This window comes from Rhodoferax sp. (assembly GCF_025354435.1).
Classification (GTDB): domain Bacteria; phylum Pseudomonadota; class Gammaproteobacteria; order Burkholderiales; family Burkholderiaceae_C; genus Rhodoferax_B.
The window spans coordinates 19,125-30,501 of sequence record NZ_JANXMU010000077.1 but is presented as its reverse complement, the minus strand read 5'-3'; the positions used below and the strand labels follow the sequence as shown (position 1 = coordinate 30,501).

Here is an 11,377-nt window from a genome sequence, read left to right as displayed (position 1 = left end):
TACCCCCACCATGCATATACGCCCCTACCAAGAAACCGACGAAGCCGCCGTGGTCGCCCTGTGGCAGGCCTGCGGCCTGACCCGCCCCTGGAACGACCCGCACAAGGACATTGCCCGCAAACTGCAGGTGCAGCGCGAGCTGTTCCTGGTGGGCGAGGCCGACGGTCAACTTATCGCCACGGCCATGGCCGGGTACGACGGCCACCGCGGCTGGGTCAACTACCTGGCGGTAGAGCCGAGTCAGCGCGGCCACGGCCTGGGTGCGGCCCTGATGCAGCACATCGAGCAGCAACTGCTGGCGTTGGGCTGCCCCAAGCTGAACCTGCAGGTGCGCAGCAGCAACACCGCCGTACTCGATTTCTACCGCCACTTGGGCTACGCGCAAGACGAGGCCGTGGGCCTGGGCAAGCGCTTGATTCCAGACTAGCCCCATTTTTCAACCTACAGACACGCCATGACTCCCATCAGTTCCCCTGCCGACATCGCCGCATCGCTGACCGAATACTGGTCGCCCCGCGTGATCGCCGAGCTGGACGACTCGTACATCAAGGTTGCCAAGGTGCTGGGCTCCCTGGCCTGGCACAGCCATGACCATGAGGACGAGATGTTCCTGGTCCTCAAAGGCCATTTGCGCATTGAGCTGGAAACCGCCGTGGTCGAGCTGGTGCAGGGTGAGATGTATGTCGTGCCCAAGGGCATGCGGCACAACCCGGTAGCCGAGGAGGAATGCCACATCCTGCTGATCGAGCGCAAATCCACCTTGCACACCGGCGACGTGGCCACCGACAAGACGCGTTCGCTGGCGGACCAGCTGCGGCCGGTGTAAGCGGCGTGCTGTGGGCTGCCGCCTTGGTGCTGGCCGTGCTGGTCGACTGGCGGCTGGGCGAACCACCCGTGCGTTGGCACCCGGTGGTGTGGATGGGCAATTACCTCGGCTGGGCTGGGCGGCGGGTGGCTCCGACAACGGCCACCGCCACACCCGATTACAAGTCTTTCAGTCTTGCTGCGCTCATGTGGTGGGCGGGAGCAGCTACGGTTTATGTAGCGGCGTGGTTTTTGCAAAAAAGTATTCTGCAGCTCCCCCAAGCCCTGGGTGCGTGGTCCGGTAGCCTGCTGGCGGTGCTGCTGCTGGGCTTGCTGCTCAAACCCCTGCTGGCCTGGGCGATGCTGAAGAGCGAAGTGCTGGCGGTGGAGGCGGCCCTGGGTGAATCGCTGGATGCGGGCCGCCAGCGCCTGGCCTGGCTGGTCAGCCGCGACGTGGCCGCGCTCACCGAGGGCCAGGTGCGCGAGAGCGCCATCGAGTCGCTGGCCGAGAACCTGAACGACTCGGTCGTCGCCCCCATCTTCTGGTTCGTGCTGCTGGGCCTGCCCGGCGCGGCGCTGTACCGCTTTGCCAACACCGCCGATGCGATGTGGGGCTACCGGGGCACGCGCAATGGCCGGGTCTGGGAATGGGCGGGCAAGTGGGCGGCCTGGGCCGACGACGTGCTGAGCTGGCTGCCCGCGCGCATCACTGCCGTGCTGCTGATGGTGCTGGACTACCGCACCGAGTGGCGGGCGCTGGGGCAGCAGGCGCGCCTCACGCCATCCCCCAACAGCGGCTGGCCGATGGCAGCCATGGCGCTGTGCCTGGGCGTGCGCCTGGGCAAGCCGGGCGTGTACACGCTGAACCCGGCGCTCCGCGAGCCCGCATCGTGGGATACGCCTGTGGCTATTTTCCATGCGCGTAATGCGGTACTGGCGCTGGTTCTGTATGCGGTAGTAGCTATGATTTTGATAGAGAGGTGGTTATGACGGCGGTTCACGGTGGGCCAGATGCGCTGGGCGTGCCCCAGTTTGACTTCTCCACCAACAGCAACGCCTGCGGCCCCTGCCCCCACGCCCTGGCCGCCGTGCAGCAAGCCGATGCCACCCGCTACCCCGACCCGCAGTACACGGCGCTGCGGGCGCAGTTGGCCGCGTTCCATGGTGTGGATGCGGCGCGGGTGCTGCTGGCGGCCAGCGCCAGCGAGTTTATCCACCGCATCAGCGCGCTCCACTGGGGCCAGGGCGTGTGCCTGCCGCAGCACCACTACGGCGACTACGCGCAGGCGGCGCAGGCCTGGGGTTTGGTGTCGGCCGATGCCCAGCACGCGCAATTGCTGTGGGCTTGTGAGCCGTCCAGCCCGCTGGGGCAGGCGCACCCCGGTCTGGCGGCCTTGGTGGACGCATTGCAGCCCGGCCAGAGCCTGGTGCTCGACTGTGCCTACGCCCCGCTGCGCCTGGAAGGCACACCCAGCCTGGATGCCGCGCGCCTGGACCGGGTATGGCAGATGTGGACCCCCAACAAAGCGCTAGGCCTGACCGGCATCCGCGCCGCGTATGCGATTGCGCCGCGGGGGGCTGACACCGCGACGCTGCAGGCCCTGTGCCCGTCCTGGCCCGTGGGCGCGCACGGCGTGGCCATGTTGCAGGCTTGGTGCCAGCCCGACAGCCAGGTGTGGTTGGCGCAGTCGCTGCGGACTTTGCGGGAGTGGAAGGCGCGGCAGATTATTCTGTGCCGCACGCTGGGGTGGGAGTGTGTGCCTAGTGTGGCGAACTTCTTTTGCGCCCGGCCGCCGGGGGATGATTTGTCGTTGCGGCTGCAGCGGTTGCGTGCGCGGGGGGTGAAGTTGCGGGATGCTGCGTCGTTTGGGTTGGCGGGGTATGTAAGGTTGGGGGTGTTGGGGCCGGGGGGGCAGGATGCGTTGGGGCGGGGGTAGGGCTGAGTGCGGGTCTCAACAGAGCCAAGGCTATCGCTGCCGCACGATATGGCCCTCCATGAATGGTTGTGGGTCACGTACTCGGCGCGTGTTGCTTCGCACCACGCCACTTAAACGACTGTAAGACTCCTTCAATAATTTTTTGCAAGCGCCCCATTGAATCCAGTGAGACATCTACCTCCCCATAATGACCGTCCGCCATTGTGGAACCGTACCGACTTCCGTTTAAGCTATTCAGAACAAGCACGCCTCCGTCCGGAGCATTGATAAGGCTGTTCGTTATCGGCTTCAGATCAAGCGGTTGCGGGTTCTTACCAGCGCCAAGCCCGCGCGAGCGATCTTCGAGATGTTGAACAGTGTTTCGCACACCCCGGAGGTCTGGGAAATCTTCGGCCATCTGCGCATAGAAACTCGCGACTTCTTTTGAAACGTTAGCCTCCTTCGAGAGAACGGCAAGAAATTTCTCAAAAGCATCGAGTGCGTAAAGAAAGGCGCGCGCATAGATAAATGGCAAATCTTGTTGGAACGCGCGAGGAATTCCACCGTTCGACCATTTTTCGCGCTTAAAACGGACCTCGGCTTCAAAATGAATTTCATCCCAGTTCTCTGGAGACATGCAGCCTCTGTGCTCTTCTTCTACAGCGCGTTCAATCTCTGAGCGACGCTGAGAGTCGTGTTCCCAGTTGTTTCGATCCGCAAACGATGGGCGAATCGACTGCGTGCTGATAAACAAATTCAGTGCCGAATTTGCTTCAAAGAAATGAGATTCAAGGGAACGAAGTAGGTTATGAATCCTCCCTGTCCAATCTCTATCCTCGTAATCCAGCCAAGTTCCAGGGGTAACTATCTCAAAAACGACCATGCATAACTCCTGACACCAACGGGATATACAAGATAAACGGCTGACCGCTATAGCCCGGCGAAACCTTGAGAATTTTCGTGCAACATTATTTTTTTTTAATTGCTGAAGGTACTAAATGCTCTTATTTTTATAGCGTTTTATGCTATTTGAATAAGCACTGAAGCCACATTTTCCTTAGATATTTTGGTCGAGGTTTGGGCGACTTATATAGCGGTACATGCCTCAGTCGCCGCTGGCCGGGATGTGCGCCCGGCGGCGCAGTCCCTTTTCTTTGTTTGGCCAAAGAAAAGGAACCAAAAGAAAGGCCACCCCCACTGCCAGCGCCCCGTCGCTCTCGCGCCGGGGAACCTGCGGTGCGCGCTTTGGGCGGGGTCTGGCTAAACTCGCTGGCGCTCAAACAGACGCCAGCCCTGATCCGCCCAAAGCTGTGCTCCTCGGCGCATACAGATGGGGACCCTGGGGAGCGGGATCGGGGGCGCGCAGCGCCCCATCGCGCCTAGGGCGCGAGCCCGGGTGGGTGTTCGGCTGTCCATTCCCCCGCCGTGTGGCAGCGACTGCGTCAGGCGGCAGGGCAGGCGGCTGCCTGCGGCACCTGGGCCTGCGGCCGCCGCGCCGTGGAGGCGCTGCCCATCGAGGCGGCCATGATGCAGGCGATGGCCAGCCACTGCCGGTGGTCCAGGTGCTCGTCCAGCAGGCCCATGGCCAGCAGCGCGGCCACCGCAGGCTCCATGCTGATCATGATGCCGAAAGCCTCTTTCGGTAGCCGTTTCATGGCCACCATCTCCAGCGATATCGGGATCGCGCTGGAGATTGCCGCGACGCACACCCCCACCCACAGCACCGTGGGTGACAGCAGCGCGGCACCAGCGTGTGCGATGCCCACCGGGACCACCACGATGGAAGCCACCAGCAGGCCCAGCGACACCGAATGCCCTGCATGCAGATGGCCGACCCGCTTGCCAAAGACGATGTACAGGCCCCACAGCACCGCCGCTGCCAGCGCGTACAGCACGCCTATTGGGTCCAGATCGCGGCCCCCCAGGCCCAGCGGCAGCAGCATGAGCAGGCCAAAACCGGCCAGCGCCAGCCAGGCAAAGTCCACCTTGCGGCGGGACGCGGCAATGGCCACTGTCAAGGGCCCGGCAAATTCGATCGCTACGGCCAGGCCAAACGGCAGCGTGCGCAGCGACATGTAGAACATCAGGTTCATGGCCCCCAGCGTGGCGCCATAGCAGGCGATGGAGATCGCGTCGGCACGCGACAGATGCCAGCGCCACGGCCGCCACAGCGCCAGCAAGAGCAGCGCCGAAAACCCCACCCGCACCGCCGTCGTGCCCTGCGCGCCTACCAGCGGAAACAGCTGTTTCGCCCAGGAGGTACCGATACCCAGCGCGGTCACCGCGCCCAGCACTGCCAAAAAAGGAATTGCCCGTTGAAAATGTGTCGTAGCCATGGGTGAAAATATAAATCGCCAAGCGCCTGGTTTTCGCTGCAAATTCAGGGCACAAACGCAAGATTCGCTCACCTTAACACCTTACTTGTCAGACTTCACCATGCCCGCCACCATGCCCCTCGACGCGTTTGACATTGCCATTCTGGAGATTTTGCAAAAGGACAACAGCGTGCCCCAGCGCGCGATTGCCGAGGCCGTGCATCTGTCGGCTCCGGCGGTGCAGCGCCGTATCCGCAAGTTGCAAGACAGTGGTGTGATCCGCGCCAATGTGGCGGTGCTGGACGCGGCCAAGATCGGCTTGCCGCTGACCATCATCACCGAAGTGCACATTGAGAACGAACGGCCTGACCGCACCGCCCCCCTGCGCGCCCGCATCGCCGCCGAGCCTGCGGTGCAGCAGTGCTACAGCGTGATCGGCGAGGCCGACTACCTGTTGATCCTGACCGTAGCCTCGATGGCCGACTACGAGGCGCTGACCAAGCGGCTGTTCGAGGGCGACGACAACATACGGCGCTTTCGCACCTCGGTCACGCTGGGGTGGCTGAAGTCCAGCATGCAATTGCCATTGGACAAGGTTCTGCCTGGCGGTTAAGGCCTAGTTCACACTCAAATGGTGACTACCAACCCCGTCTTCGCCGCCTGGGTAATCGCCTCTGTCACCCGCAGGTTTTGCACCCCATCCCGTGCGCTCACCAGTGGTGCGGCTTTGCCTTCGATGACATCGGCGAAGTGGTCCATCTGGCGCTTGAGCGGGTCGTCGCGCACCATGCCCACCACGCTGACCTCAAACGCTTTCCACCACGAGCGGTCTTCTGCGCGGGGGTAGGTTTTGAGGCGCATGGTGGGCACGGCCAGGCTTCCCAGGGTGCCTGCGACGAGGTAGCAGTCTTCGTCGGCGTAGCTGGTGTAGGCCGGATTTTCCTGGCTGGTCTGCTCCCAGCTGCGGGCGCTGGCGGCGGTGTCGCTCAGCATGAAGCTGCCCAGCACGCCGCTGGCAAAGCGCAGGTTGATGGCCACCGTGTCCTCCACCGCAAAGCCGCGCGTGGCGTTGCTGGCAAAGGCCTGCACGGCGGTGATGTCGCCGCACAGCATGCGCAGGTTGTGCACCTCGTGGATCAGGTTGATGAGGATGGGGCCGCCGCCGGGCTGGGTGCGCCAGGGGCCGCTGGCAAAGTAGTCGTCGGGCTTGAAGAACTGGGCGCTGCCCACCACGCTGACGAGTTTGCCCAGCTTGCCGCTGCCGACCATTTCCCGGGCCTTGGCCATGATGGGGCTGTGGGCACGGTGGTGGCCGATGAGCACGCGGGCGCTGGTTTCCTCTGCCACTTTTTGCAGCTGCAGCCCCTCTGCCAGGGTGGCGGCGATGGGCTTTTCCAGCAGGATGGGCACGCCCGCCGCTATGCACTCCAGCGCCTGCGGCAGGTGCAGGTGGTTGGGCGTTGCCAGCACGATACCGTCCGGCTTGCCTGCGGCCAACAGCGCGGCCAGCGAGGTATACAGCGGCACCCCGGCCTGGGAGGCGGTGGCCACGGCGGCGGGGGACGGGTCGACGATGGCCGACAGGGTGCAGCGGCTGCTTTGGGCCAGGATGGCGATATGCGCCTGGCCGATGATGCCTGCGCCTGCCACGGCGAGTTTTAGCTGGGTCATGGTGTCTCTTTGGGTTGCGGTGCGGCATCGTATTCATAAGCAATCGATTTGTAATTAGCCCGGAAGCTGATTCACAATGAGCTGATGGTGAACAATCAATGGGAATTGATCGACCTGCGGGTCTTCTGCTGCGTGGCGCGGCGCAGCAGCTTCAACGCGGCGGCGGTGGAGCTGGGCATCTCGCCCGCCTATGTGAGCAAGCGGGTGGCCGGGCTGGAAAAAGCCCTGGGGCTGGCGCTGTTCCACCGCACCACGCGGCGCGTGTCCATTACCGACGAGGGCGAAACTGCCTTGCTCTGGGCGCGCAAGGTGCTGGACACCGCAGATAGCCTGACGCAAGAGGTGGGCCGCACGCGGGCCACACCCTCAGGCGCGCTGCGCATCAGCACCAGCCTGCGCCTGGGCCGCAACCACGTGGCGCACATCCTGGCGCGGCTCAAGCTGCAGTACCCGGCGCTGGACATCTGGCTGGAGCTGGTGGACCGCCGGGTGGACGTGCTGGGGGAAGGCTTCGACATCGACATTCGCGTGGGCGATGTGCAAGAGCCGTATCTGGTGGCCCACCCCGTGGCCCAGAGCGTGCGCGTGTTGTGCGCCGCCCCGGCCTACCTGGCCCGCCGCGGCGCACCCAAGACCCTGGCCGAGCTGGCCCAGCACGACTGCCTGCTGTTCCGCGACCGCGACCAGGCTTACGGTGTGTGGCGGCTGGAGGGCCCGCAGGGCGTGGAGTCGGTCAAGGTCACCAGCACCCTGGGCTCCAACCACAGCGACGCGGTGCAGAACTGGGCAGTAGACGGCCATGGCATCGTGCTGCTGTCCAGCTGGGACGTGGCCGCCCGCCTGCAAGACGGCAGCATGGAGCGCGTGCTGCCCGTCTACTACCAACAGGCCAATGTATGGGCGGTGACGGCCACGCGGCTGGGCAATTCGGCCAAGCTGAAGGTGTGCGTGGACTACCTGGTGCAGGAGCTGCAGCGGGGGGATTTTGCGTTGGCAGCGTTTGGGGTGTAAACAACGGTTTTACCGGTTGACCGGGTAGCCAATGCACCGGGAAAGCTCTGCCTGCCCGTCAGTCCATTGGCTGCCACCGCCCGGTCTCCGCACACACGCAGGCCGGTGCACCACTGCACCACACCTGCTCCTGCTCCATCCCCAGCACCGGGTCGGTATCCATTTCCACCCCCAGCACGCGCCCCACACCGGGATGCGTAATCGGCAGCTCCCAGGTCAAAAACACCTGGCTGCAGTCGCGCCCGGGCGGGAAGTCGGCTGCATCAAACCCGCTGCTGCCACGCGGGATGACGGCATGCGGCTGGCCGGTGTCGAAGACCAGCACGGCGCCCCGGGCCAGGGGGATGCGCTGGCCGGTGCCGGGGAAGTGCACGTCCAGGCCTTTGTCTTCGCTCAGGAACAGGTTGCAAAACGCGGCACCCGCGTACTGCGCGCCGTCGTGGTGGTAGCGCGCACCACGGCAGGCCATGAGGGCGGTGTCGCAGGATGGCAGCAGGTCGGGCAGGCCGAGGGTGTGCAGCCAGTCGGCCACGGCCTGCACGCAGCGGGGGTAGTCGGGCCAGCGCATGCGGGCGCGGGCCAAGGGCAGGGTGTCTACATCGCCGGGCTCCAGGCCCAGGTGGGTGGCGATGTCACGCTCCCAGTCGGCCAACAGCCGGGCCGGGGGCGCGGGCACATCGACCGTGCCATGCAGCACCCTGGTGCCCACACTGCGGCTGCGCAAGGTGTCGCCGCTGTAGAAGTACGCGGTGAGGTGGTCGGGCGGGGCAGGGGTTTCGGGCAGGGCGGGCATCCCGGGCAGGATAGCCGGTCTATTCCATCTCCATCCGCTCCACCACCAGCTCCAGCGTTTCGACCAGCGCCTCGGTGCCGAGGGCGTTGAGGGGCGAGAAGTGGTAGCCCACGGGCCGGGCGTTGCGGAATTTCCAGACCATCACCACGTCGCCATGGTCTTCGCTGAGCAGCCGCACGGTGATGTTGCGCTGGATGCCTTGCTCGCCGTTGCGCATGCCGTTCCACCAGCTGTACCAGTTGAGTGCGCCGAGCGCGCCGCGTTTGAGGACCAGGTTGCTGTACTGGGTGGTGGTTTGCAGCTTTTTGACGGCGTTGTCGCGGTCGTTGCCGTTGCGGTAGGTCAGCACGGTCAAGGCGGCGTGCGGCAAGACGACTTCGAGCAGGCCGGCACCGGTGCCATCTTCCTGGCCGTCGCCCAGGTCCACGCTGAAGTTCATGCCGCTGTAGGGGGTATCTCGCTGGATGGCCATGGTGCTCTCCTGGATAAGTACTTCGGTCCCAGGCGCATCCTATCCGCATAAGATCCCGCCATGACGAAAAAAACGACCTTACAGCCTCTGGATGGACAACGGTTTGGGCGGCCCGATACGGGCTGGCGGCTGAAGATTTATACGGTGATTTTCGAGGCAGATACGCGGGCGGGCAGGCTGTTTGACCTGCTGTTGATCGGCGTGATTTTGGCCAGCGTGGGCGTGGTGGTGCTGGACAGCATGGCCGAGGTGCATGCCCGCTACAGCGCCGTGTTCAATGTGCTCGAGTGGGTGTTCACCACCGTGTTTACCGTGGAGTACATCGCCCGGCTGGCCTGTGTGCGGCGGCCCATGCGCTATGCGAAAAGTGGCTTTGGCACCATCGACCTGCTGGCCTTGCTGCCCACCTACCTGGCGGTGCTGGTGCCGGGGCTGCATGCGCTGATCGATGTGCGGGTGCTGCGCCTGTTGCGGATTTTCCGGATTCTGAAGCTCACCGCCTACGTGGCGGAGTTCCGCGCCCTGGGGCAGGCGCTGTCGGCATCGCGGCGCAAGATTCTGGTGTTTATGAGTTTTGTGATGGTGGTGGTCGTGGTGATGGGCACGCTGATGTACGTGGTGGAAGGCGCGGCCAACGGCTACACCAGCATCCCGGTGGGCGTGTACTGGGCCATCACCACCATGACCACGGTGGGCTTTGGCGACATCACGCCCAAGACCGACCTGGGCCGGGTGATCGCCTCGTTGATGATGCTGCTGGGCTGGGGCACGCTGGCCGTGCCTACCGGCATTGTCAGCGCCGAATTCACCCTGCAGCGCATGCCCCGCGTGCCCACCACCCGCACCTGCCACGAATGCCTGAGCGAAGGCCATGCACCCGGTGCGCGCTTTTGCAGCGACTGCGGTGCCGTGCTGCCGCGCTGGCAGCACGAGGCTGCAGAATAGGTTAATGCTATTGAATTAAGAGCTACTAGTGCATGGCGGATAAGCGCTAGCGACCTACTTTCCTTAAATCCATCGCCGCGCCATGGCGCACAAGATGGGCGCGCGGGTGACCGAAGTAGCCTCCAGCCACGTGGCGATGTTGTCGCACCCGGATGCCGTGGTGGTGGTGATTCACCAGACAGCTGCCACGCGCTGAGCTAAGGCTTTTTAAGCCAGGCAACGGCGGGCACAGCCACCACCGCCAGCAGGGCGATAGCCGCCGCCACATAGCCCACATTGCCCGCGCCCCAGGCCGGAATGCTCAAGCCGCCCAGGACGGCACCGAATGCAATGCCTGCATTGGCTGCCGACACATTCAGCGTGCCCGCCAATGCCTGCGCGTGGGATGCGGCCTGCATCACCCGGATCTGGCACACCGGGTACAGCGCCGTATTGGCCACGCCCCACACCGCCAGCGCCAGGCCCAGCCACACCCGCGCCGCGCCCGCCAGCAGCATGGTCAACGCCATGCCCACAGCCAGCAAGGCGCAGAAAGCGGCGGTGGTGGCCAGAGGATGCCGCCCCACCCAGCGGCCTCCCAGCCAGTTGCCCACCAAACCCACCGCACCAAAGCCCATCAGCCACCAACCCACCTGCGCCGGTGCAATGCCTGCGGCATGTTCCAGCGTTTCTGCCAGGTAGGTGTAGGCGGTGAACATCGCCGTAAATACGAGCACCGAGAGCGCCACATTGGCTACGAAAACGGGGTCGCGCAGAATGCGCGCCTGCTCTGCCAGGCGCAGCCGCTGCGTTGCCTGCAGCCGTGGCATGCACCACTGCACCATCGCAGCGATGGCCAGCGACAGCGCGGCCAGCACCCAGAACGCACCGCGCCAGCCGATGGCATCCGCCGCCAAGGTGCCCAGCGGGATGCCAAACAGCATGGCGGCAGAAATGCCCAGGTAGACCCGCGACACCGCCTGGCCCGCGCGCGCAGGCCCGGCCAACTGCCCCGCCGTCTCGCTGGCCGTACCCCAAAAAACCGGCAAGGCCAGGGCAGGCACAAAGCGCGCAATCGCCAGCACGCCCACATTCGGTGCCAGGGCGGCCAGCGCGTTTGCGCCTGCGAACAGCAACAGAATGGCCACAAACAACCGCTTGCGCTCGATGTGCGACAGCCAGGCCGTCAGCACCGGCCCAAACAGCATCACCACCAGGGCAAACAAGGTCACCAGTTGGCCTGCGGCCGAGACCGAGACCGACAGGTCGCGCGCCAGCGCAGGCAGCAGGCCGACGATGAGAAATTCCGTGGTCACGATCACAAAGGCGGCCACTGCCAGCACGAAGACCGCCAGATTGTGGCCACGGGCCGCTGACGGGGGGCTGCTGGCCGAGAGGGGTAAGGTGCTAGATAAGACGCGGGACATGGCAAGAAACTCCGGAATACAGTCAACAAGCGCGCAGCATATTG

13 protein-coding genes are annotated in these 11,377 nt (G+C 64.5%); 7 read left to right on the top strand and 6 right to left on the bottom strand.

The features are described from left to right. Positions 1 to 10 precede the first annotated feature (10 nt). Genes Q0T48_RS19435 through Q0T48_RS19420 form a run of 4 tightly spaced genes read left to right on the top strand, consistent with a single transcriptional unit; the run spans position 11 to position 2,741 of the window. Positions 11 to 427: a GNAT family acetyltransferase gene (locus Q0T48_RS19435; RefSeq protein WP_295959913.1), complete on the top strand. Its 417-nt coding sequence runs from the start codon at positions 11 to 13 to the stop codon at positions 425 to 427. Between the two features lie 27 nt (positions 428 to 454). Beyond that, positions 455 to 826, top strand: a complete 372-nt coding sequence (locus Q0T48_RS19430; RefSeq protein WP_295959878.1) for a cupin domain-containing protein — start codon at positions 455 to 457, stop codon at positions 824 to 826. A gap of 5 nt (positions 827 to 831) precedes the next feature. Beyond that, on the top strand, positions 832 to 1,794 hold the full coding sequence (gene cbiB, locus Q0T48_RS19425) for an adenosylcobinamide-phosphate synthase CbiB (RefSeq protein WP_295959874.1): 963 nt from the start codon (positions 832 to 834) through the stop codon (positions 1,792 to 1,794). Beyond that, positions 1,791 to 2,741 carry an aminotransferase class I/II-fold pyridoxal phosphate-dependent enzyme gene (locus Q0T48_RS19420; protein ID WP_295959872.1) on the top strand — a complete coding sequence of 317 codons (951 nt, stop codon included), beginning with the start codon at positions 1,791 to 1,793 and terminating at the stop codon, positions 2,739 to 2,741. Before cbiB ends, Q0T48_RS19420 begins: the two co-directional genes overlap by 4 nt. Before the next feature lie 73 nt (positions 2,742 to 2,814). Here Q0T48_RS19420 and Q0T48_RS19415 read toward each other — a convergent pair whose 3' ends face one another. Together Q0T48_RS19415 and Q0T48_RS19410 are read right to left on the bottom strand one after the other, a co-directional pair. Further along, on the bottom strand, positions 2,815 to 3,603 hold the full coding sequence (locus Q0T48_RS19415) for a hypothetical protein (RefSeq protein ID WP_295959869.1): 789 nt from the start codon (positions 3,601 to 3,603) through the stop codon (positions 2,815 to 2,817). Positions 3,604 to 4,162: 559 nt separating this feature from the next. Beyond that, the gene (locus Q0T48_RS19410) at positions 4,163 to 5,056 is read right to left on the bottom strand and encodes a DMT family transporter (protein ID WP_295959866.1); all 894 of its coding nucleotides are present in this window, start codon (positions 5,054 to 5,056) and stop codon (positions 4,163 to 4,165) included. A gap of 100 nt (positions 5,057 to 5,156) precedes the next feature. Here Q0T48_RS19410 and Q0T48_RS19405 point away from each other — a divergent pair, with 100 nt between their 5' ends. After that, positions 5,157 to 5,648: an Lrp/AsnC family transcriptional regulator gene (locus Q0T48_RS19405; protein WP_295959863.1), complete on the top strand. Its 492-nt coding sequence runs from the start codon at positions 5,157 to 5,159 to the stop codon at positions 5,646 to 5,648. A gap of 14 nt (positions 5,649 to 5,662) precedes the next feature. On the opposite strand, the gene Q0T48_RS19400 is transcribed toward Q0T48_RS19405, so the two are convergent. Further along, positions 5,663 to 6,706: a Gfo/Idh/MocA family oxidoreductase gene (locus Q0T48_RS19400; RefSeq protein WP_295959860.1), complete on the bottom strand. Its 1,044-nt coding sequence runs from the start codon at positions 6,704 to 6,706 to the stop codon at positions 5,663 to 5,665. Between the two features lie 84 nt (positions 6,707 to 6,790). Here Q0T48_RS19400 and Q0T48_RS19395 point away from each other — a divergent pair, with 84 nt between their 5' ends. Beyond that, complete coding sequence (locus Q0T48_RS19395) at positions 6,791 to 7,717, top strand: LysR substrate-binding domain-containing protein (protein ID WP_295959857.1); 927 nt, start codon at positions 6,791 to 6,793, stop codon at positions 7,715 to 7,717. 58 nt (positions 7,718 to 7,775) lie between these two features. Here Q0T48_RS19395 and Q0T48_RS19390 read toward each other — a convergent pair whose 3' ends face one another. Together Q0T48_RS19390 and Q0T48_RS19385 are read right to left on the bottom strand one after the other, a co-directional pair. After that, entirely contained in the window at positions 7,776 to 8,510 is a 735-nt protein-coding gene (locus tag Q0T48_RS19390) for a hypothetical protein (protein ID WP_295959854.1), read from the bottom strand. Between the two features lie 19 nt (positions 8,511 to 8,529). After that, on the bottom strand, positions 8,530 to 8,982 hold the full coding sequence (locus Q0T48_RS19385) for a phage tail protein (RefSeq protein WP_295959852.1): 453 nt from the start codon (positions 8,980 to 8,982) through the stop codon (positions 8,530 to 8,532). A gap of 60 nt (positions 8,983 to 9,042) precedes the next feature. Between Q0T48_RS19385 and Q0T48_RS19380 the strand changes: the two genes are divergently transcribed. Beyond that, complete coding sequence (locus Q0T48_RS19380; protein ID WP_295959849.1) at positions 9,043 to 9,927, top strand: ion transporter; 885 nt, start codon at positions 9,043 to 9,045, stop codon at positions 9,925 to 9,927. 197 nt (positions 9,928 to 10,124) lie between these two features. Here Q0T48_RS19380 and Q0T48_RS19375 read toward each other — a convergent pair whose 3' ends face one another. Continuing rightward, entirely contained in the window at positions 10,125 to 11,333 is a 1,209-nt protein-coding gene (locus tag Q0T48_RS19375; protein ID WP_295959846.1) for an MFS transporter, read from the bottom strand. Positions 11,334 to 11,377 lie beyond the last annotated feature (44 nt).